The organism is Aurantimonas marina, from assembly GCF_017183135.1.
GTDB lineage: Bacteria > Pseudomonadota > Alphaproteobacteria > Rhizobiales > Rhizobiaceae > Aurantimonas > Aurantimonas marina.
Genome location: NZ_JADDXW010000005.1, coordinates 182,972 through 204,686, shown reverse-complemented (window position 1 = coordinate 204,686; position 21,715 = coordinate 182,972). Strand labels below are relative to the sequence as shown.

General features: G+C 62.7%; 23 protein-coding genes and 2 tRNA genes. 2 read left to right on the top strand and 23 right to left on the bottom strand.

All coding sequences use genetic code 11. The features are described 5' to 3' along the window. Positions 1–393 precede the first annotated feature (393 nt). The 22 genes from ING15_RS08280 to ING15_RS08175 all read right to left on the bottom strand — a co-directional run bounded on the left by ING15_RS08280 (position 394) and on the right by ING15_RS08175 (position 20,263). Positions 394–660 carry a DUF1467 family protein gene (locus ING15_RS08280; RefSeq protein WP_206454313.1) on the bottom strand — a complete coding sequence of 89 codons (267 nt, stop codon included), beginning with the start codon at positions 658–660 and terminating at the stop codon, positions 394–396. Between the two features lie 2 nt (positions 661–662). Then, the gene (gene mce, locus ING15_RS08275; RefSeq protein ID WP_206454312.1) at positions 663–1,067 is read right to left on the bottom strand and encodes a methylmalonyl-CoA epimerase; all 405 of its coding nucleotides are present in this window, start codon (positions 1,065–1,067) and stop codon (positions 663–665) included. A 20-nt stretch (positions 1,068–1,087) separates the two neighbouring features. Further along, complete coding sequence (locus ING15_RS08270) at positions 1,088–2,734, bottom strand: ribonuclease J (protein ID WP_206454387.1); 1,647 nt, start codon at positions 2,732–2,734, stop codon at positions 1,088–1,090. A gap of 114 nt (positions 2,735–2,848) precedes the next feature. After that, the gene (locus ING15_RS08265) at positions 2,849–3,637 is read right to left on the bottom strand and encodes a biotin--[acetyl-CoA-carboxylase] ligase (protein ID WP_206454311.1); all 789 of its coding nucleotides are present in this window, start codon (positions 3,635–3,637) and stop codon (positions 2,849–2,851) included. Between the two features lie 2 nt (positions 3,638–3,639). Next, positions 3,640–5,082, bottom strand: a complete 1,443-nt coding sequence (gene nuoN / locus ING15_RS08260) for an NADH-quinone oxidoreductase subunit NuoN (RefSeq protein ID WP_206454310.1) — start codon at positions 5,080–5,082, stop codon at positions 3,640–3,642. A 19-nt stretch (positions 5,083–5,101) separates the two neighbouring features. Next, positions 5,102–6,610, bottom strand: coding sequence for an NADH-quinone oxidoreductase subunit M (locus ING15_RS08255; protein ID WP_206454309.1), 1,509 nt, complete (start codon positions 6,608–6,610; stop codon positions 5,102–5,104). Continuing rightward, positions 6,610–8,598, bottom strand: a complete 1,989-nt coding sequence (gene nuoL / locus ING15_RS08250) for an NADH-quinone oxidoreductase subunit L (RefSeq protein WP_206454308.1) — start codon at positions 8,596–8,598, stop codon at positions 6,610–6,612. The genes ING15_RS08255 and nuoL overlap by 1 nt, the downstream gene beginning before the upstream one ends. A 6-nt stretch (positions 8,599–8,604) precedes the next feature. Continuing rightward, the gene (nuoK, locus tag ING15_RS08245) at positions 8,605–8,913 is read right to left on the bottom strand and encodes an NADH-quinone oxidoreductase subunit NuoK (protein WP_206454386.1); all 309 of its coding nucleotides are present in this window, start codon (positions 8,911–8,913) and stop codon (positions 8,605–8,607) included. A 19-nt stretch (positions 8,914–8,932) separates the two neighbouring features. Next, on the bottom strand, positions 8,933–9,550 hold the full coding sequence (locus tag ING15_RS08240) for an NADH-quinone oxidoreductase subunit J (protein WP_206454307.1): 618 nt from the start codon (positions 9,548–9,550) through the stop codon (positions 8,933–8,935). Between the two features lie 128 nt (positions 9,551–9,678). Continuing rightward, on the bottom strand, positions 9,679–10,170 hold the full coding sequence (nuoI, locus tag ING15_RS08235; RefSeq protein ID WP_206454306.1) for an NADH-quinone oxidoreductase subunit NuoI: 492 nt from the start codon (positions 10,168–10,170) through the stop codon (positions 9,679–9,681). Positions 10,171–10,175: 5 nt separating this feature from the next. Beyond that, on the bottom strand, positions 10,176–10,397 hold the full coding sequence (locus ING15_RS08230) for a hypothetical protein (RefSeq protein ID WP_206454305.1): 222 nt from the start codon (positions 10,395–10,397) through the stop codon (positions 10,176–10,178). After that, positions 10,394–11,449 (bottom strand): NADH-quinone oxidoreductase subunit NuoH, encoded by a 1,056-nt coding sequence (gene nuoH / locus ING15_RS08225; protein ID WP_206454304.1) that lies wholly within the window; start codon positions 11,447–11,449, stop codon positions 10,394–10,396. The genes ING15_RS08230 and nuoH overlap by 4 nt, the downstream gene beginning before the upstream one ends. A 13-nt stretch (positions 11,450–11,462) precedes the next feature. Then, a complete protein-coding gene (gene nuoG, locus ING15_RS08220; protein ID WP_206454303.1) occupies positions 11,463–13,538 on the bottom strand; it encodes an NADH-quinone oxidoreductase subunit NuoG in 2,076 nt (691 codons plus the stop codon). Between the two features lie 13 nt (positions 13,539–13,551). Further along, complete coding sequence (nuoF, locus tag ING15_RS08215) at positions 13,552–14,859, bottom strand: NADH-quinone oxidoreductase subunit NuoF (RefSeq protein WP_206454302.1); 1,308 nt, start codon at positions 14,857–14,859, stop codon at positions 13,552–13,554. 20 nt (positions 14,860–14,879) lie between these two features. Then, the gene (gene nuoE / locus ING15_RS08210) at positions 14,880–16,340 is read right to left on the bottom strand and encodes an NADH-quinone oxidoreductase subunit NuoE (protein WP_206454301.1); all 1,461 of its coding nucleotides are present in this window, start codon (positions 16,338–16,340) and stop codon (positions 14,880–14,882) included. Positions 16,341–16,544: 204 nt separating this feature from the next. Beyond that, positions 16,545–16,778, bottom strand: coding sequence for a PDDEXK family nuclease (locus ING15_RS08205; RefSeq protein ID WP_206454300.1), 234 nt, complete (start codon positions 16,776–16,778; stop codon positions 16,545–16,547). A gap of 90 nt (positions 16,779–16,868) precedes the next feature. After that, on the bottom strand, positions 16,869–17,030 hold the full coding sequence (locus tag ING15_RS08200; RefSeq protein WP_206454299.1) for a hypothetical protein: 162 nt from the start codon (positions 17,028–17,030) through the stop codon (positions 16,869–16,871). 50 nt (positions 17,031–17,080) lie between these two features. After that, positions 17,081–18,271, bottom strand: coding sequence for an NADH-quinone oxidoreductase subunit D (locus ING15_RS08195; protein WP_206454298.1), 1,191 nt, complete (start codon positions 18,269–18,271; stop codon positions 17,081–17,083). Between the two features lie 2 nt (positions 18,272–18,273). Next, positions 18,274–18,696: a GFA family protein gene (locus ING15_RS08190; protein WP_206454297.1), complete on the bottom strand. Its 423-nt coding sequence runs from the start codon at positions 18,694–18,696 to the stop codon at positions 18,274–18,276. Positions 18,697–18,705: 9 nt separating this feature from the next. Then, on the bottom strand, positions 18,706–19,314 hold the full coding sequence (locus ING15_RS08185) for an NADH-quinone oxidoreductase subunit C (RefSeq protein WP_206454296.1): 609 nt from the start codon (positions 19,312–19,314) through the stop codon (positions 18,706–18,708). A 14-nt stretch (positions 19,315–19,328) separates the two neighbouring features. After that, on the bottom strand, positions 19,329–19,907 hold the full coding sequence (locus tag ING15_RS08180) for a NuoB/complex I 20 kDa subunit family protein (RefSeq protein ID WP_206454295.1): 579 nt from the start codon (positions 19,905–19,907) through the stop codon (positions 19,329–19,331). Beyond that, complete coding sequence (locus tag ING15_RS08175; RefSeq protein ID WP_206454294.1) at positions 19,898–20,263, bottom strand: NADH-quinone oxidoreductase subunit A; 366 nt, start codon at positions 20,261–20,263, stop codon at positions 19,898–19,900. Before ING15_RS08175 ends, ING15_RS08180 begins: the two co-directional genes overlap by 10 nt. Before the next feature lie 386 nt (positions 20,264–20,649). Here ING15_RS08175 and ING15_RS08170 point away from each other — a divergent pair, with 386 nt between their 5' ends. Further along, positions 20,650–20,979, top strand: coding sequence for a hypothetical protein (locus ING15_RS08170; RefSeq protein WP_206454293.1), 330 nt, complete (start codon positions 20,650–20,652; stop codon positions 20,977–20,979). A gap of 95 nt (positions 20,980–21,074) precedes the next feature. Here the strand turns inward: ING15_RS08170 and ING15_RS08165 are convergent. Further along, positions 21,075–21,151: transfer RNA gene (locus ING15_RS08165), tRNA-Asp, on the bottom strand. A gap of 250 nt (positions 21,152–21,401) precedes the next feature. Between ING15_RS08165 and ING15_RS08160 the strand changes: the two genes are divergently transcribed. Next, positions 21,402–21,474: transfer RNA gene (locus tag ING15_RS08160), tRNA-Val, on the top strand. The last annotated feature ends 241 nt before the right edge of the window (positions 21,475–21,715 follow it).

The window sequence follows — 21,715 nt, the reverse complement described above, 5'->3', positions numbered from 1 at the left end:
GAATCCGGTGAAGTCGGTTTGCCGCGGCGCCATGGCCGCACGGTCGCCTCTTAAACGCTTGGTCCCTGATTGGAAAGACGGCAACGCGCCATCGACGCATCGGCGACAAATCAGGCTGACCACGGCATTGTCGTGGCGACGGCGCGATCAAAAAATGACACAGCCGCAAAATTCACGTGACAATCGTCGCGGCGCTGGCTAACCTTTGCTTGCATAAAAAAGGCGCCGGCAAGGCGCCATATTTGCGGTCTAGTCTTGGGAGGACGTGGTTTCCGGCGCGGCAGTCGTCGCAGCCCCGGTCAAAGTCACCGGCGGGAAATCCAGGCACGCGACCTAGAATGCAAGGTGAAAGCCTTGCATTTTTTTTGTGCCGCACTCCTCCGCAGGCCGGTATCAGGTGCCGGGGATAATATGCGGAAGGTCATCCGGCCCGAAGCCATAGACCTGCGTCACCAAGTAGAAGACCGCGAAGATCGCCGTCGCGAGCACCGTCGTCTGCAATATCTTGCGCCCCATCCGGGCGTTGGACGGCGCGCTATGCGCCGTCCCGAGAACCACGTCATCGTCTTCGACCTGCGAGCGCACGCCCAGCGGCAGAATGACGAACAGCGACACCCACCAGATGATGAAATAGATCGCGATCCCCGATATCCAGCCCAATGTCAGACCTCCTCGAGTTCGGTCAGCGTGCCGAACATGTCACCGGGATGGATGAACAATACGGGGCGCCCATGCGCCCCGATCTTCGGCTCGCCATCGCCGAGCACCCTCGCTCCGCCGGCGATCATCCGATCCCGTGCCGCCTTCAGGTCGGACACCTCATAGCAGATATGGTGCATGCCGCCCTTCGGATTCTTGGCGAGAAACGCGGCGATGGGCGACGCTTCGCCCAGCGGCTCGAGGAGCTCGACCTTGGTGTTGCCGAGTTCCACGAAGACGACCGTCACACCATGCTCGGGCAGCGCCTGCGACTCCGAGACCGTCGCCCCCAGCGTCTCGCGATAGCGCCGTACCGCCCCCGCAAGGTCGGGGACGGCCAGAGCCACATGATTCAGTCGACCGAGCATGGCGTTTCCCTCGAAACGTTTCAGGATCGCGTGACGAACACCGTGACGATCGGCTTCTTGCCCCACGCCTCGAAAGCGGCCCCGCGCACCGCACGACGGACAGACTCGCCCAGTTTGTCGAGATCCTTGCGGCGGTTGCGTGGCGTGCTCTCGACAGCGCCGGCGGCGGCATCGATCAGGACGTCCTCGATCTCCTCACCGGCTGCGTCATCCTGCGGCAGGCCGAGCGCCACGAGGTCGGGATCCTCGCGCAATTCCAGCTTGGCGTCCAATTCCACCAGCACCGCCACATGTCCGACGAAGGACAGCCGACGGCGCTCGTTGATACCCATCGCCTCAGCCGTCCCGATCAGGCGCCCGTCCTTGTAAAGGCGTCCGACCGGAACCTCATGGATGACCTGGGCGGCGCCGGGCGCCAGTTGGACGGCGCGTCCGTTGCGCGCCTCGACCACCTGCTTGATCCCCAGTTCCCGCGCGAGAGCCGCGTGGGCGGTCAGATGCGCAGCCTCGCCATGGGCCGGAATGGCGATCGTCGGTCGCACCCACTCATACATCTGGCGCATCTCGCTGCGACGCGGATGGCCGGAGACGTGGACGAGTTGCTCACCATCCTCGAGCACCTTGACGCCCCGTTCGATCAGCGCGTTCTTGATGTCGATGATGAGCTTCTCGTTGCCGGGAATAGCGCGCGAGGAGAAAATCACAAGGTCGCCTCGCGACAGCGCGACGCTCGGATGCTCGTCCCGCGCGATGCGCGCCAGCGCGGCGCGGGCCTCGCCCTGGCTACCGGTCAGAATGATCACCGCCTTCTCAGGCGGGATGTAGCCGAAATCCTGCTCGCCAAGGAACGGCGGAATGCCGTCCATATAGCCCAGCTCGGTCGCGACATCGATCATTCGCCGCATCGAGCGCCCCATCAGCAGCACTTGCCGCCCGGCATCGCGAGCCGCCGCCGCGATCGAGCGGATGCGCCCGACATTGGAGGAGAAGGTGGTGACGGCAACGCGACCCTTGGCGCCGCGGATGATTTCGGCAAGCGAAGCCGAGACCGCCGTTTCGCTGGGGCTGTCGCCCTCGCGAAGCGCGTTGGTGGAATCGGCGACCATGGCAAGGACGCCTTCATCGCCGATTTCCCGCAACCGCTTCTCGTCGGTCGGCGCGCCGAGCGCCGGTGTCGGATCGATTTTCCAGTCGCCGGTGTGCACGACCGTGCCGGCCGGCGAACGGATCGCCAACGCCACCGGTTCGGGGATCGAGTGCGTGACGTTGATCCCCTCGATCTCGAAAGGACCGACGTTGAAGCGATCACCTGCCGCGAACAATTCCACCGGAATCTTCGGCGCACCCGGCTCCCCTTCCCGCTTGGCTGCCAGCAACGCAGCGGTGAAAGCGGTTGCGTAGACCGGAACCTTCAGCTTCGGCCAAAGATCGAGCAGAGCACCATAGTGGTCCTCATGCGCATGGGTGATGACGATCCCCTTCAGCGCATTCTTCTGCTTTTCCAGAAACCGGATATCGGGAAGAACGAGATCGACCCCCGGAAAGTCGGGACCGGCAAAGGAGACGCCGCAGTCGACCACGATCCACTGTCGATCATCATCCGGCCCATAGCCGTACATGGCGAGATTCATGCCGATCTCACCGATGCCGCCGAGCGGCACAAACATTAGCTTGTTCAAACTTCACTCTTCTTTCGCGTCTTTGCCCCGCCCGGTCATGATCGACCCACGCAGCTCATTCGGGTTTGCTTCAGTTACATTCGTCGTCGTTCGATTGCCGCCCTAAACGGCGAAGACCGGTGGCGCCATGCGCTCGTCGCTCTCCAGAAAAAACAGATCGCCGGCCGAAACCGCGGTGGTCTTGCCGTCATCACCGCGCAATATCAGCCGACCACGCTCGTCGAGCGCCTCGAAGCGTCCCGTCAGCGTCCCGTCGGCAAGATTGACCCGGCAGGCCTGGCCGAGCCCCAAGGCATGGGCAAGCCATTCGCGCCTGATCGCGGCAAATCCCTCGCCGCGCCGGAAGATCGCCAGGGCGCGTTCCACCTCTTCAGCCACGGAAGCGAAGATGGCATCGAGGTCGCAGTACACGCCCTCCCGCGTCAGGCTGGTCACCTCGTACGGCGTGCCATCGGGCACATGGGCGACGTTGACCCCGCAGCCGATGACGACGGCCATCCTTCCATCCGACAAACGCTCGCTTTCCAGGAGAATGCCGACTGCCTTACGGCCCCTGACGAGAACGTCATTCGGCCATTTGACCGCGACCAGCCCTTTGTCAGCGCCCGTGAGCCTGGTGAGAGCGTTCCGCACCCCAAGCGAGGCGACCAGCGGCAGATTCGACAGATGCACCAGTGGCGCCGGGTCGATGACCAGCCAACTTGCATAGAGGTTTCCCGGCTCCGAGACCCACGCCCGGCCTCTGCGGCCGCGTCCCGCCAACTGACGTTCAGCCGTGACCCACAAGGGCCCCGGATCGCCGGCGCGCGCGGCCTCCAACGCCACTGAATTCGTCGAGGCGACTTCGCCGAGAGCGAGGCGTCGTCGTGGTGCTTTCGCGCCCGTCGGCACCGTCAGAAAAACGTCCGCGCAGCGGCCTCGGCAGCGGTGAAGAGCGGCCCCCCGATGAAAAGGTAGACGGGGAAGATGAACAGCGCCGCAGCCCACAGAACCAGCCGCAACTCCATCGCCATCGGCACGAACTCCGCCGATGGTTCATCGAACCACATCAACTTCACGATCCTTAGATAATAGTAAAGCCCGACGACGCTTGCCAGTACGCCGATGACCGCCAAGGCGTAAAGTTCCGCCTCGACCGCCGCCATGAATACGAAATATTTGGCGAAGAAACCGGCGAGCGGCGGCAATCCGGCAAGCGACAGCATCAAGATCGTCAGGAACAGCGCCATCACCGGATTGGTCTTCGACAAACCGGCCAGATCCTCGATTTCCTCGACCACGCCATCCTTGCGCCGCATGGCGAGGATCACGGCGAAAGTGCCCAGCGTCATCGCCAGATAGACGGTCATGTAGATCAGGACGCCGCGGACGCCTTCGACATTGGCCGCGGCGAGGCCCACCAGCGCAAATCCCATATGGCCGATCGAGGAATAGGCCATCAGACGCTTGAAATTGCGCTGACCGATCGCCGCGAAGGCACCGAACGCCATCGAGGCGATCGAGATGAAGACGATGATCTGCTGCCAATCCACCTGCAGCGGCTCGAAGCCCTGCACTGTGAAGCGGGTAATAAGCGCCATGGCCGCGACCTTAGGCGCACCGGCAAGGAAGGCGGTAATCGGGGTCGGCGCGCCCTCGTAGACGTCGGGCGTCCACATGTGGAACGGCACCGCCGAAATCTTGAAGGCAAGGCCAGCGAGTACAAACACCAGGCCAACGACGAGGCCGAGGGAGCGTCCCTCGCCGGTGATCGCCGATGCGATCGCGCCGAATTCGATCTGACCGGTAAAGCCGTAGACCATCGAAGCGCCGTAAAGCAGCATGCCCGAGGACAACGCGCCAAGGACGAAATATTTCAGGCCGGCTTCGGTCGAACGGGCCGAATCTCGGTTGATCGCGGCGAGAACGTAGATCGCCAGCGACTGCAGTTCGAGCCCGAGATAGAGCGTGATCAGGTCGCCGGCCGACACCATGACCATCATGCCGGTCGTCGACAGCACGATCAGCACCGGAAACTCGAACCGGTTGAACCGCTCGCTCTCGGCGAAGCCGACCGACATGATCACCGCGGCCGCCGAGCCGACAAGCACCAGAACCTTCATGAATCCGGCAAAGGGATCGAGCACGAAAGAGCCGCCAAAGGCCTCGCCATAAGGCGTAACGAAGACGAGCCAGAGCCCGGCGATGATGATCAGCGCGACCGACAGGCCGGTCACCGTCTGGGCGCTGCGCTCACCGGCGAAGACACCGATCATCAGAAGGAGCATCGCGCCTCCCGCCATGATCAGTTCAGGACCGACGATCGGCAGACTCGAGGCGACCATTTGCGAATACATATGCGTCCGATCCCCGCTGTTACTGCGCCAGGGCGACCGATTGGGCCGCCTCCAGGGCTGCGGTGTAGGTATTGAGCATCGACTCGACCGATGCCGCCGTCACGTTGAAGACCGGCATCGGATAGACGCCGAAGAAAATCACCAGGGCAACAAGCGGATAGAGCAGGATCTTCTCACGCCGCGACAGGTCGAGGATCGCACGCAGGCTCTCCTTCTCCAGCGCGCCGAAGATGACCCGCCGATAGAGCCACAGGGCATAGGCCGCCGACAGGATGACACCGGTCGTCGCGAAGATCGCCACCCAGCTGTTTACCTGGAACACCCCGACCAGGGTCAGGAACTCGCCGACGAAGCCGCTCGTCCCCGGCAGCCCGACATTGGCCATGGTGAAGATCAGCATCGCGGTTGCATAATGCGGCATCCGGTTGACCAGGCCGCCATAAGCGCTGATCTCACGGGTGTGCATGCGGTCATAAACGACCCCGACGCAAAGGAACAGCGCGCCGGAAACCAGCCCGTGCGAGAGCATCTGGAAAATCGCTCCCTCGACGCCCTGCTGGTTGGCCGCGAAAATACCCATCGTCACGAAGCCCATATGCGCGACGGAGGAATAGGCGATCAGCTTCTTGATGTCCTCCTGCATGAGCGCCACCAGCGAGGTGTAGATGATCGCGACAACCGAAAGAGTGAAGATGAACGGCGCGAAATCGGCCGAGGCCAGCGGGAACATCGGTAGCGAAAAGCGCAGGAAGCCGTAGCCGCCAAGCTTCAAGAGGATGCCGGCCAGGATCACCGATCCCGCTGTCGGCGCCTCGACATGGGCGTCGGGCAACCAGGTGTGGACCGGCCACATCGGCATCTTCACCGCGAAGCTGGCGAAGAAGGCGAACCAAAGCCAGGGCTGCATCGAAGCCGGGAAGTTGTGCTGCAAGAGCTCCGGTATCGAGCTGGTGCCGGCGTCCCAATACATCGCCATGATGGCGATCAGCATCAGCACCGAGCCGAGGAACGTGTAGAGGAAGAACTTGTAGCTCGCGTAGATCCGTCGCTTGCCGCCCCACACGCCGATGATCAGGAACATCGGGATGAGGCCGCCCTCGAAGAAGACGTAGAAAAGCACAAGATCGAGCGCGCAGAAAACGCCGACCACCAGCGTCTCCAGCACCAGGAAGGCGATCATGTATTCCTTCACGCGGGTCTGCACGGACTCGTAGCTCGCGAGGATGCAGATCGGCATGAGGAAGGTCGTCAGGATCACGAACAGCATCGAGATGCCGTCGACACCCATGTGATAGGTGATCCCGCTGCCGAGCCAGTCCATCCGCTCGACCATCTGGAAATCCGGATTCGACGTGTCGAATTCGATCCAGATCCATAACGAGACCACGAAAGTGAAGACCGTGGTCAGCAATGCGACGGTGCGGATATTGCGTCGCGCCAGTTCGCTCTCGTCCTTGATAAACAGGATCAGCAGCGCGCCAACCAGCGGCAGGAAGGTGACGGTCGAAAGGATCGGCCAGTCGCTCATCAGTTCGCCCCCCCGAGCATCGTCCAAGTGACCAGCGCCGCGATGCCGATCAGCATCGCGAAGGCATAGTGATAAAGGTAGCCGGTCTGCAGGCGGACCACGCGATTGGTGACATCCAGGACACGCGCCGAGACACCGTCAGGTCCGAGCCCGTCAATCACCTTGCCGTCGCCGGTCTTCCACAGGAAGCGTCCGAGCGCCTTCGCCGGGCGTACGAAAAGAAAGCCGTAGAGCTCGTCGAAATACCACTTGTTCAAGAGGAACGTGTAGAGGCCGCGATGCCGTTCGGCCAACCGATGCGGCAGCTCGGGTGAGCGGATGTAGAACAGCCAAGCGATCGCGAAGCCAATCGCCATCATGACGGCCGGCAGGAAAGCGATGGCGAAGGGCACGTCGTGGATGTCGTGCAGAACTTCGTTCCCGGCGCCGCTGAACAGTGATGCGAGCCAGAACTCCCCGTAACCCTCGCCGATGAAGGCCCCCTCAAACAGGATACCGGCGAACAGCGCGCCGGCCGCCAGCACGAACAGCGGCACCAGCATCACCATCGGCGATTCGTGGATGTGATGCATGACATCGGCGGACGCGCGCGGCTTGCCGTGGAACGTCATGAAAATCAGGCGCCACGAATAGAAGCTGGTCAACAGTGCCGCCAGGACCGTCAGACCCCAGCCATACGTGGCGAAGGCATTCTCACCGACGAAAGCTGCCTCAATGACGGCATCCTTGGAGAAATAGCCCGCCGTGAACGGAAAGCCGGTCAGCGCCAGCGTGCCGATCACCATCAACCAATACGTGACGGGAATATGCTTCTTGAGCCCACCCATGCGCCGCATATCCTGCTCGTCGGAGACAGCGTGGATTACGGAGCCGGCGCCGAGGAACAACAGCGCCTTGAAAAAGGCGTGGGTGAACAGGTGGAAGATCGCCACGCTGTAGGCGCCGACGCCGAGGGCAACGAACATGTAACCGAGCTGGGAACAGGTCGAATAGGCGATGACCCGCTTGATGTCGTTCTGGACCAGCCCGACCGTGGCGGCGAAGATCGCCGTCGTCGCGCCGATGAAGGTCACGAAGGTCAGCGCCGTGTGGCTCAGTTCGAACAGCGGCGACATGCGGGCGACCAGAAACACGCCGGCCGTGACCATCGTGGCGGCATGGATCAGCGCGGAGACCGGCGTCGGGCCTTCCATCGCGTCGGGCAACCAGGTGTGGAGCCCGATCTGGGCCGATTTGCCCATGGCGCCCATGAACAAGAGCAGGCAGATCACGGTGAGCGCGGCGCCCATCGACAGTGAGTAGCCGGCGAAGTTGAGGACGGTGTCGCCGAGCGCCGGCGCAGCCTCGCCCGCCTCGGCGCCCATCTGGCCGGCGATGTCCGCGGCGCCGGCGAAAATCGTGTCGAGATTGAGCGAACCGAATAGCACGAAGATGCCAAAGATGCCGAGCACGAAGCCGAAATCGCCGACCCGGTTGACGATGAAGGCCTTCATCGCGGCCGCGTTGGCCGACGGCTTTTTGTACCAGAAGCCGATCAGGAGATACGAGGCCAGGCCGACGCCCTCCCAGCCGAAGAACATCTGCACGAGATTGTTCGACGTCACCAGCATCAGCATGGCGAAGGTGAACAGCGACAGATAGGCGAAGAAGCGCGGCCGATTCGGATCGTGGTGCATGTAGCCGATCGAATAGACATGCACGAGCGAGGAGACCGTGTTGACGACGACCAGCATGACCAGGGTCAGGCGGTCGATCCGCAACGACCAGGCGACCTCTAGGCCGCCGGACTGCATCCATTGGAACAGCGTCAACCGCAACGTCTCGCCTTCGCCGAAGCCGAAGGAGATGAAGCCGATCCAAGACAGGATCGCCGCGATGATCAGGAAGCCGGAGGTGATATACTCGGACGCCTTGGCGCCGATCGCGTTGCCGAAAAGGCCGGCGATCAGGAAGCCGGCGAGCGGCAGGAGAACGATGGTCTGATACACGCCCGATCAGCCTTTCATCGTGTTGACGTCATCGACGGCGATGGAGCCGCGATTGCGGAAGAAGACGACGAGGATGGCGAGGCCGATCGCCGCTTCAGCAGCGGCGACGGTCAGCACGAAAAGCGCGAAGACCTGCCCGACCAGATCGTTCAGAAACGCCGAGAACGCCACGAAATTCAGGTTGACGGCCAGAAGGATCAACTCGACCGACATCAGGATCGTGATGATGTTCTTGCGGTTCATGAAAATGCCGAAAACGCCCGTGACGAACAGGATCGCCGCGACCGTAAGGTAGTGTCCGAGACCGACTTCCATTGCGCTCATTTCCTCGTTCTCAGATGCCCTTGCCGCTTTCGACCTTGCGGATTTCGATCGCCGTCGCCGGGTTCCGAGCGACCTGCGCCGGGATCGACTGGCGCCGGATGCCTTCCTTGTGGCGAAGGGTCAAAACGATCGCACCGATCATCGCGACGAACAGGATCAGCCCTGCAAGCTGGAAAAACAGAATGTAGCGGGTGTAGAGCACCGCCCCGAGCGCCTCGATGTTCGACATTTCGGCCAGCGGCGGCGTCGGCATGGCCGTCGCGACGGACAGCTGCGGGTCATAATAGTTGCCGGTCACCGCGATGATCAGTTCGGCGAGCAGCACGATGCCGACGATCGCGCCGAAGGGCGCGTATTGCAGCGCGCCACGCTTCAACTTGGCGAAGTCGACGTCCAGCATCATCACGACGAACAGGAAGAGCACGGCGACGGCACCGACATAGACGACGATGAGAATCAACGCCAGGAATTCGGCACCGGTGAGCAAGAACAACCCGGCGGCGCTCACAAAGGTCGTAATCAGAAACAGGACTGAATGGACCGGGTTCTTGGAGAACACGACCATTAGCGCCGCGCCGATCGCGATCAGCGCAAAGATGTAGAAAAACAGTGCCTGAAGGCCCAGCATCCTCGGGCTCCTTGTGATCGTATCGGACGGGCCTGACGGTCCTCGCCCCTGCCCCGTCGATCTTGTCAGATCAGGCGGAGATTCGCGCCCGGTCTGGCGATCCTCCGGCCGAAAAAATCCCTGCCCGCTTAGCGGTAAGGTGCATCGAGCGCAATGTTGCGGGCGATCTCCCGCTCCCAGCGATCGCCGTTCGCGAGCAATCGTTCCTTGTCGTAGTAGAGTTCCTCGCGAGTCTCGGTGGCAAATTCGAAATTCGGCCCCTCGACGATCGCGTCGACCGGGCAGGCTTCCTGGCAGAAGCCGCAATAGATGCACTTCACCATGTCGATGTCGTAACGCACCGTCCGACGGGTGCCGTCATTGCGCCGCGGGCCGGCCTCGATAGTGATCGCCTGGGCAGGGCAGATCGCCTCGCACAACTTGCAGGCGATGCAGCGCTCCTGTCCGTTGGGATAGCGCCGCAGGGCGTGTTCGCCACGAAAACGCGGACTCTGTGGCCCCTTCTCGAATGGGTAGTTCACCGTCGATTTCGGCGCGAAGAAATAGCGCATCGACAGGCCGAACGCCTTGATGAACTCTATGAGGAACAGGGATTTGACGGTCTGGGCGATGGCGTTCAAGAGACCTAGCCTCCCAAGTTCGAGGCGACGACCGGCCCGACGAACCAGCCGAGGACCGGAAAGAGAACGAGCTGCGAAATGCGGGCGATGTTCAGAGCCGCCCCGGCGCCGAGACGTTCCGAAGGCCGCCGGCGGGCCACGGCCTCGGCCAGATAGCCAAGGACAAAGAAGTCCGCGAGGCCGACGGCAAGACCGACCAGGGCTCCAATGATCGCCGGATCGCTCATGCGGCCGCCGCGCCCCAGCCCATGAACTGCATGACGAAGGCGACGATCGCCACCATGGCAAGCGAGATCGGCAGGAACACCTTCCAGCCGAGCCGCATCAACTGGTCGTAGCGATAGCGCGGCACGAAAGCCTTGACCATCGCGAACATGAAGAACACCAGCGCAACCTTGGCTAGGAACCAGACGACCCCCGGAATCCAGGTGAACGGCACGAAGTTGAAAGGCGGAAGCCAGCCCCCCAAGAACAGGATGGTCGTCAGGCTGCACATCAGCGTGATCGCCGCGTACTCGCCGAGCATGAACATCATGTATGGCGTCGAGCCGTATTCGACCATGAAACCCGCGACCAACTCGGACTCAGCTTCTGGGAGATCGAAGGGCGGCCGATTGGTCTCTGCGAGGGCCGATATGAAGAAGATGACGAACATCGGGAACAGGCCGAGCCAGTGCCAGTCGAGGAAGGTACTCGGCAGGCCGACCATGGTTCCGAGACCGGCCTGCTGGGCCAGCACGATGTCGGTGAGATTGAGCGAGCCAACGGCCAGAAGCACGGTGACGATGACGAAGCCGATCGAGACCTCGTAGGAAACCATCTGCGCGGCGGAGCGAAGCGCGCCGAGAAAGGCGTATTTCGAGTTCGACGCCCAACCGCCCATGATGACGCCATAGACTTCGAGCGACGAGATCGCGAAGACGTACAAAATACCGATGTTGATGTCGGCGATCACCCAGCCCTCGGCGACCGGCACGACGGCGAAGGTAGCGAGCGCCAGCGTTACGGCGACCAGGGGCGCCAGCAGGAACACGACCTTGTCCGCGCTGGCCGGGATCACCGGCTCCTTCAAGACGAATTTCAGCAAATCGGCGAAGGACTGGAACAGCCCCCAGGGCCCGACGACATTGGGACCACGACGCATCTGCACCGCCGCCCAGATCTTGCGGTCTGCCAACAGGATATAAGCGACGAGCACGAGCAGGACGACAAGAAACAGAAGACTCTGCGCCAGAATGATCAGGCCCGGCCAGACATAGAGGGAGACGAATTCAGCCACTGTCAGCCGTCCTTTACTCTGCCGCTTCGAGGTGTTCGGCCCTTGCGAGCTGCGAGCACTCGGCCATCACCTTCGATGCGCGGGCGATCGGGTTGGTCAGATAGAAATCCCCGATATTAGACCCGAACGTCCCCGCCGCCAGCGGTTTCGCCCGATCGGCCAGTCCGGTGATGACCGCCGCGTCAGCCGATTCGATCCGATCCGACCGCATGAAGGCGTGCGACTGATACAGTTCACGCCGCAGTGCCGCAAGCGAATCGAAGGGCAGCGTCTTGTCGAGGACGGCTGACAGCGCCCGGATGATCGCCCAGTCCTCGCGCGCGTCGCCGGGCGGGAAGGATGCCCGACTGCCGGTTTGCGCCCTGCCCTCGACATTGACCCAGGTACCCGACTTTTCGGTGTAGGCCGCGCCCGGCAGAATTACGTCGGCGCGATGCGCTCCCCGATCGCCATGGGTGCCGATGTAGACGACGAAGGGTCCTGCAGCGATGTCGATCTCGTCGGCGCCGAGATTGAACAGCACGTCGACCTCGCCGCCGGCCATCTCGGTCGTCGTCTTGCCGCCCTCGCCTGGCACAAAGCCGATATCGAGACCGCCGACCCGCGATGCCGCCGAATGCAGTACGTTGAAGCCGTTCCAGCCCTCGGTGATGGCACCGATTTCACGTGCCAACGCGGCGACCGACGCGAGCACGTCGGCGCCGTTCTCCCTGGCGAGCGCGCCCTGACCGACGATGATCATCGGCCGTTCGGCGTTTTTCAGCGTATCGAGGAAGCCGCGATTGGCAGCGCCCAGATCGGACAGCGTTTCGGTTCCGGCGCCGAGATAGGTGGTTTCGTAGCGCAGATCGACATTCTCGCCGATCACCCCGATCGGGAAGCCGCCCATGCGCCAACGCTTGCGGATGCGCGCGTTGAGCACCGACGCCTCGAAGCGCGGATTGGCGCCGACGATCAACAGTGCATCGGCATTCTCGATGCCGGCGATCGTCGTGTTGAACAGGTAGGAGGCGCGGCCTTCGGCCGGATTAAGCTTCGCCCCGTCCTGGCGGCAGTCGAGATTCGCCGAGCCGAGTTCGCCCATCAGACGCTTCAGCGCCCACATCTCCTCGACCGCGGCAAGATCGCCGGCGATCGTGCCCAGTCGCGCGCCCTCGACGCCATCGACCTTGGCCTTGATTGTGGCGAAGGCTTCCTGCCAACTCGCCGGACGCAGGCGACCGTTCTCGCGCACATAGGGCTTGTCGAGGCGCTGGGTCCGCAGGCCGTCCCAGACGAAGCGGGTCTTGTCGGAGATCCACTCCTCGTTGATCTCCTCATTGATGCGCGGCAGAATTCGCATAACCTCGCGGCCGCGCGTATCGACGCGGATCGCCGAGCCGACGGCGTCCATCACGTCGATCGTCTCGGTCTTGGTTAGCTCCCACGGCCGGGCCTGGAAGGCGTAAGGTCGCGAGGTCAGCGCGCCGACCGGGCACAAATCAATAACATTGCCCTGCAGCTCCGACGTCATCGCCTGTTCGAGGAAGGTGGTGATCTCGGCGTCCTCGCCACGGCCGACGAGGCCAAGCTCGGAAATACCGGCGACCTCGGTGGTGAAGCGGACGCAGCGCGTGCAGTGGATGCAGCGCGTCATGATCGTCTTGACCAGCGGGCCGATATATTTGTCCTCGACCGCGCGCTTGTTCTCCTGGTAGCGCGACGAATCGACGCCGAACGCCATCGCCTGGTCCTGCAGGTCGCATTCGCCGCCCTGATCGCAGATCGGGCAGTCCAGCGGATGATTGATCAGCAGGAACTCCATCACGCCTTCGCGGGCCTTCTTGACCATCGGCGTGTTGGTGAAGACTTCCGGCAATTCGCCGTTCGGCCCCGGCCGCATATCGCGTACGCCCATGGCGCAGGAGGCGGCGGGCTTCGGCGGTCCGCCCTTCACCTCGACCAGGCACATGCGGCAATTGCCGGCGATCGACAGCCGCTCGTGGAAGCAAAAGCGCGGAATCTCGGCGCCGGCCTCCTCCGCCGCCTGCAGCAGCGTGTAGTGGTCCGGGACCTCGATCTCTTTGCCGTCGACTTTGAGTTTGGTCATGGACCTATCCTGCTTATTCCGCCGCTTCGAGCACAGGCCGGCGATCTGCGTCGGCATTGCGCGAGAACTCGTCGATCCGCCGCTCGATTTCGGCGCGGAAATGGCGCACCAGCCCCTGGATTGGCCAGGCGGCCGCATCGCCAAGCGCGCAGATCGTATGGCCCTCGACCTGCTTGGTCACGTCGAGAAGCATGTCGATCTCGCGCTTCTGGGCATTGCCGATGGCCATGCGCTCCATCACCCGCCACATCCAGCCGGTGCCCTCGCGGCAGGGTGTGCATTGGCCGCAGCTCTCGTGTTTGTAGAAATATGAGATTCGGGCGATCGCCTTCACGATGTCGGTGGAGCGATCCATGACGATGACGGCGGCGGTGCCGAGCGAGGTCTTGATGTCGCGCAACCCGTCGAAGTCCATCGGCGCGTCGATGATATCCTCGGCCGGAACCAGCGGTACGGAGGAGCCGCCGGGGATGACCGCGAGAAGATTGTCCCAGCCGCCCTGGATGCCGCCGCAATGCTTTTCGATCAGTTCTCGGAAGGAGATGCCCATCGCCTCCTCCACCGTGCACGGACGCTCGACGTGGCCGGAGACGCAGAACAGCTTGGTGCCGGTATTGTTCTGGCGGCCAATACCGGCGAACCAGCCGCCGCCACGACGCAAGATCGTCGGCGCGACCGCGATCGATTCGACGTTGTTCACCGTGGTCGGGCAGCCATAGAGCCCAACATTGGCCGGGAACGGCGGCTTCAGGCGCGGCTGGCCCTTCTTGCCCTCCAGGCTTTCCAGCAGCGCGGTCTCTTCACCACAGATATAGGCACCGGCGCCGTGATGGACGATGATGTCGTAATCCCAGCCGCACTTGTTGTCCTTGCCGAGCAGCCCGGCCTCATAGCACTCGTCGATGGCCCGCTGCAGCGCCTGCCGCTCGCGGATATATTCGCCGCGAATGTAGATGTAGCAGGTGTGCGCGCCCATCGCGAAACCGGCGATGACGCAGCCCTCGATCAGCGTGAACGGGTCGTTCCGCATGATCTCCCGGTCCTTGCAGGTACCGGGTTCTGATTCGTCGGCGTTGATGACGAGGTAATGCGGGCGCGCACCGGGCTCCTTCGGCATGAACGACCATTTGAGTCCGGTCGGGAAGCCGGCACCACCACGTCCGCGAAGGCCCGATTCCTTCATCTCGTTGATGATCCAGTCGCGGCCCTTGCCGATGATGCCGGCCGTACCGTCGAAATGCCCGCGCTTCATCGCGGCCTTTAGGCTTTTGTCCCTGAGGCCATAGATGTTGGTGAAAATGCGGTCCTTGTCGTGAAGCATCTAGTGTCTCCTCGCCCGCATCATTCCGCGCCTTGGGACCCGGCCGCCCCATCCTGCAAGACCCTTGCCTGGGCCGTCCAGCCGTCACGAACGGCACGGCCACGGAAATTCAGATAATTGTCGACCCAGAGAAGCTCGGCATCGCTCCACTTGGCAATCTGCCGGAAGTGAAAGACGCCGAGTTCGTTGAGCTTGGCCTCGATGACCGGACCGATGCCCTTGATCTGTTTCAGGTCATCCGCCGCACCCTTCGGCGTACTCAGAAGGCCCGCGGGTTTTTCGCCGACCTCACCCGCCGGCGCGAGGTCTCCTCCAGCGGCAGCATCCATGGGCCCAGCGCTGGTATCGGAGGTCGCACGGCGCTGGCCCTCCAGCTTCGCGCCATCGTCTTTCCCGGAGAGATCGACCATCGCGCCTGCGGCACCAGACCCTCTGGACGCATCACTCGGAGCCAGCGCGACATCCGGGACCGTCGCCGCGCGGGCAGCGGCTTCCTTCCGGCGGAGCGTTCCGCCGGTCGGCGCCGTAGCGGCCGGCGTCTCAGCCGAAACCTGACCGGCTTCGGCGGCATCCCGTCCGGCTTCTCCGGCCGCGCCCTCGACGGTTCCGCCGGTGCGGCCCGCGCCCGGTCGATGGCCATTGGCTGTCAGTTCATCGCTGATATTCTGCTCGGCCGACTGCGGCACGTTGTCATCGTTCGCCTTGCCCGGCGCTGCGATGGTCGGGTCAGTTTCCGGAGCCTCGGTATCCGGCCTCCCGGCTTTCGACGGCGGGGTCGTGGTGGCCGGCTCTGCGCCCGTGCCCTTGAAAGGCGCGCGCCCTTCCGGCGCCTGGGATTTTTCAGACGGCAAATTCTTGATCAGATCGTCGTAGTCGCCGGTGAGGCTGGTCAAACCGCCGATCGGAGCCGACAGGTGGCGCCCGTTCTGTGGTCCCGGCTCGACTTCCCCGCCGCGCCCCGCCTCGAATAGATCGATGATCTCCTCGAGCCGCTCCGGCGTCAGATCCTCATAGGTGTCCTCGAACACCATGACCATCGGCGCATTGACACAGGCCCCGAGGCACTCGACCTCTTCCCAGGACAGCGTCCCCGCCTCGTTGCGGTGGAAGGGCTCGGGATGGATCTTCGACCGGCAGACCGCCTTCAGATCCTCCGCGCCGCGCAGCATGCACGGCGTCGTGCCGCAAACCTGCACATGCGCCCGGGTGCCGACCGGCTTCAGCTGGAACTGGGTATAGAATGTCGCGACCTCGAGCACCCGAATGAGCGGCATCGCCAGCATGTCAGCGACGTGAACGATCGCCGACTTGGTGACCCAACCCTCCTGGTCCTGCGCCCGCATCAGAAGTGGAATCACCGCCGACTGCTGACGACCCTCGGGATATTTACGAATCGTCGCCTGTGCCCAAGCCGCGTTTTCGTCGGTGAAGGCGAAGCCATCGGGCTGGACGGCATCTTCCGCGAGACGTCTGACAGACATCGGACCTCGACTTTGGAACCGGTTCAACATGCGATATTGCGGTGCGTTCTATCACACGAACGGCAAAAGGCCAGTGGCTTTAAGCTGCAAGATTCCGCCCTCGCTCGATTGTCCGAGCGGCGACGATTCAGATGTCCAAAAGTGCCTCGACTGAAACCGAAAATCCCGGCGGAGAAAAATCGATCGTGGGATCGGTGCCAAGGATCACCGTAGTGATTTCGCCCGTCCCCCCGATGGGCGGACCACGCGCTTTTCGTCTCCGTAGACGATCAGATAATGCAGGATTGTCGGAACGGAAAAATAGTCGATCAGACGGCGGTCGACATCACTCCGCACGCTCGACAGCGAGACCACTTCAGCCACAATCACGAGATTGTCGACATACAACCGGTCACGGTCATAGAGTCCGCAGTGAACGGTGGCGTCTGGTCCCCGCAAACGGAATGATCGTCGATCCTGACGCTGACCCCATCGATGAAGGCCGTGCAGTCGAGACCCGCTCCCCGAAGGCCATCACGCAAAGCGCAATCACGACCGATAATTTCGTCTCTGAATGACTGACACGCTCGGCCTGTAGCCGCACCGGATGATCTCCAGCAACTCGTAGCGCCCGCCTTCGCCGCAACTCTCCGCCCGGACGAGGAACTCGTCGGCGGTCATCGTCGGATACTGGGCGGCGTCGGCTTTCATGGCGTCAGACTAGCACACGCAGTTCGAATCGACAGGCCGGCTTACGTTGGTCAGCGGTCGACCTCGCCGAAGACGATGTCGAGCGAGCCCAAAATCGCAGAGACATCGGCGAGCATGTGCCCCTTGCACATCACGTCCATCGCCTGGAGATGGGCGAAGCCCGGCGCCTTCAGTTTGCAACGATAGGGCTTGTTGGTGCCGTCCGCGACCAGATAGACGCCGAACTCGCCCTTCGGCGCCTCGACCGCGGCATAGACCTCGCCCGCCGGCACATGGAAGCCTTCTGTATAGAGCTTGAAATGATGAATGAGCGCTTCCATCGAGCGCTTCATCTGGCCGCGCGACGGCGGCACGACCTTGCCTTCGGCCGACGACACCGGCCCGATGCGCTCGGCGCCCGCCAGCAATTCGACGCACTGCTTCATGATCTTCACCGATTCGCGCATCTCGACCATGCGGATGAGATAGCGATCGTAGCAGTCGCCGTTCTTGCCGACGGGGATATCGAAATCCATTTCGTCGTAGCACTCGTAAGGCTGCGACTTGCGTAAATCCCAGGCCGCGCCCGAGCCGCGCACCATCACGCCGGAAAACCCGAGTGCCCAGGCATCGTCGAGGCCGATCACGCCAATATCGACATTGCGCTGCTTGAAGATGCGGTTGTCGGTCAAAAGGCCTTCGATGTCGTCGCAGACCTTCAGGAACGGATCGCACCAGGCGCCGATGTCGTCGACGAGTTGCAGCGGCAAATCCTCATGCACGCCGCCTGGCCGAAAATAGGCGGCGTGCATGCGCGAACCGGAGGCGCGCTCATAGAATACCATCAGCTTCTCGCGCTCCTCGAAACCCCAGAGCGGCGGCGTCAGCGCGCCGACGTCCATGGCCTGGGTCGTCACGTTGAGAAGATGGGAGAGGATGCGGCCGATTTCGCAATAGAGCACGCGAATCAGCTGCCCGCGCCGGGGCACGCTGACTTCCGCCAACCGCTCGATGGCGAGACAGAATGCGTGCTCCTGGTTCATCGGCGCGACGTAGTCGAGCCGGTCGAAATAGGGGATCGCCTGGAGATAGGTCTTGTGTTCGATCAGCTTCTCGGTGCCGCGATGCAAAAGCCCGATATGCGGATCCACGCGTTCAACGACTTCGCCGTCGAGCTCCAGCACGAGCCGGAGAACGCCGTGGGCGGCCGGATGCTGGGGTCCAAAATTGATATTGAAGTTGCGGACGTCGATCTCGGCCATGTCTAGCTATCCTGCCCGGCAGCGAAGGCTGCCACGACTTCCGCCCCGGTCATCTTACGCGTCGCATCGGCGAACCGGTAAGTCTCGGGCTTTTCGTCGATAAAGATTTCCTCGGTGAACGCGAAGCGCGATGGGTCATCGAATCCCTGCATGGAGACGGCCGCATGACCGCCGTCGCGCAGTCGCCAGAGAAGGCTCGATCCGCAACTCTTGCAGAACAGCCGCTCGGCCCAATCCGACGAAACATATCGACCGAATTGCGTCTCGTCCTCAAGATTCACGTCCGTACATGGGACGGCCATGAAGACCCCGCCGCTCCACTTCTGGCACATGCGGCAATGACAGACATCCATTTCCATTTTCTGCGGTTTTGCGGTGAACCGCGCAGCACCGCACAGACATCCGCCGGGTAGTGCCTCACTCATGTCCGGACCTCAGTTCGGTTTTGCCTTCTCGTCGCCCGGCAGCACGTAGTCCGTTCCTTCCCAAGGCGAGAGAAAATCGAAATTGCGAAATTCCTGCCTGAGTTCGACCGGCTCGTAGACCACCTGCTTCTTCTCCTCGTCGTAACGCACCTCGACGAAGCCCGTCAGCGGGAAGTCCTTGCGCAGGGGATGCCCCTCGAAGCCATAATCGGTGAGGATGCGGCGAAGGTCGGGATGACCGGTGAACAGAATGCCGTAGAAATCATAGGCTTCGCGCTCGAACCAGTCGGACCCGGCGAAAACGTCGCAGATCGACGGGACGGGATCGTTATCCCCCACCCGCACCTTTACCCGGATGCGCTGATTCTGGCGCGGAGACAGCAGGTGGTAGACCACGTCGAAACGCTTCTCCCGCTCCGGATAGTCCACTCCGCAGATGTCCGTCAGATTGACGAACTGGGTCTGCGGATCATCGCGCAGAAAGGTCAGCACGCTGACGATGTCCTTGGGCGCGACGACCAGCGTCAATTCGCCATACGCCATCTGATGCTCGATGAGGCTGCCGCCCAGCGTTTCGGCCACGTAGTCGGCCAAATCCTTGGTTGCGAATTCGCGCATTACAATCGTCAACCTCAGCGCTCGATGGTGCCGGTGCGGCGGATTTTCTTTTGCAGCAGAAGCACCCCGTAAAGCAGCGCCTCTGCGGTCGGCGGACAGCCCGGCACGTAAATATCGACCGGCACGATCCGGTCGCAGCCGCGGACCACGGAATAGGAGTAGTGGTAGTAGCCTCCGCCATTGGCGCAGGAGCCCATGGAGATGACGTAGCGCGGCTCCGGCATCTGGTCGTAGACCTTGCGCAGCGCCGGGGCCATCTTGTTGGTCAGCGTGCCGGCGACGATCATGACATCGGACTGGCGCGGCGAGGCGCGCGGCGCGAATCCGAATCGTTCGGCATCGTAGCGCGGCATCGACATCTGCATCATCTCGACGGCGCAGCAGGCGAGACCGAAGGTCATCCACATCAGCGAGCCCGTCCGGGCCCACTGGATCAGATCGTCAGTCGAGGTGACCAGGAAGCCCTTATCGGCCAACTCATTGTTGATGTCGGTGACGAACGGGTCTTGCGTGGGGGCGACGGCGCCCGCACTCGCGACCCCGGTCGACGGCGCATGCGCCACGAGCGGCCGGAAACCCTCACTCAATCCCATTCCAAGGCCCCCTTCTTCCACTCGTAAATGAAGCCGACCGTCAGAACGCCGAGGAAGACCATCATTGACCAGAAGCCGAACCACCCGAGGGTTCCGAAGCTCGCGGCCCACGGAAACAGGAATGCGACTTCCAGGTCGAAAATGATGAAAAGGATCGACACGAGATAGAAGCGCACGTCGAATTTCATTCGCGAATCATCGAAGGCGTCGAAGCCGCACTCATAGGCTGAGAGCTTTTCGTCGTCCGGCGCCTTGAAGGCGAGCAAAAACGGCGACACCAGAAGCGCCAGACCGATGACGAGGGCAACGCCGACGAAAATGACGATCGGCAGGTAGGATGCAAGCAACTCCGGCATCTCGATATTCCAATCCCTGACGGACAGCCTGACAATCGCGACGGGCTTGACCACGACCGCCGCCACGCGATGCCACCGCAGTGCATGGCATCATGTGTCCCGGGCGTTGTTCAATGCGGCCAAGAGACCCGGCGCTCTTCGCATTGCGGCGAGGATTATCGCCTTCCTTCTGCCGAGGCAAGGCTTCGGGACCCGATGGTCGATGACCAATCTCGATGTGACGTGCGACCGCCGGTTTCAGGCAGGAAAAGCGCAGGCCGGCGCGTCTCTGGTATTCCCGCTCGGGCGCGAGTTAGATTGACGATCGGGCCGGCCGTCGCAGTGCGCGGCCGGCCGAATGTGAGGTGCGTCGGCAAGGCTCCGGCGCAGCAACCACGGAGAGAGCGATGACACCCGGTGAGATGCCGCAATGGCAGTCCATGAGAAATGCGCAACGCGATGGCAACCGCATTCTCGTGACGCTCCGGGCTAGCGAACAAGGCCCGGCGGAAGTCGACACAGTGCGCTGGACGACGCCACGCAACGCGCCGGAAAAATGCTGGGTCGCCACGGATTGCGATCCGCAATGCCCCGTCACCTATCAGGACGACGAACTTCTGGCCTGGATGCCGATGCCGGCGCCGCCATCGGGCAAGACCGCGAGCGATCCCGTAGTAGACTGGCCGGAGCCAGCCCTCGAAAGCGATTTCCCGGAGGAGGCCGGATCGGGGATTTGAGCGCCGAGGTGACGCGGACCCGGCCGGTCCGGCGAGCATGAGGCCGCTCTCCCCCATCGGGGAAGCGGCATCGGTGTCGATTGTCGTGGATAAAATGGCGCGAGTGACGGGGCTCGAACCCGCGACCTCCGGCGTGACAGGCCGGCACTCTAACCGACTGAGCTACACCCGCGCTCGACCGCTCGCTGCGGCTTGTGAGGCGGTCGTTTACGGGCATCCCCCTATGCTGTCAAGCAGAACCGGGCAAAGTTTCTCGGGCGGTTCGTGGGAAGTTCGGCATGCTGGCAATCGCGGCCATTCCGCTGTTGCGGCCGACGACCACCAGGGGATGACTCGACGCCTCTTGCGAGGCTCATATGCCTGTTCGCACAACGCCGAACGGCTTGCCAGCGAGACCTCGAACGCTTAGACGAAACGTCGGCGGGCGATTAGCTCAGTTGGTAGAGCGCCTCGTTTACACCGAGGATGTCGGGAGTTCGAGTCTCTCATCGCCCACCGTGGTTCCCGCCGACCCATGGCGAAGCGCGATTCGGGCGTCGAACCTGCTCCGCTGTTGCGAGCCCCCTGCCCGGCCACGCTTGCAAGATGGGCAATCGAGGCGTCGCCCGGCCGGCATGCGACCGGGATCGCCACACACATCCCACATCGCGCCTGAGTCAAAATCTCGCGTTCCTGCATTTGGGTCCGGTTTGTCAGCCGCGAACGAGAACCCGAACGCAATTCGGCCGGGCGCAAA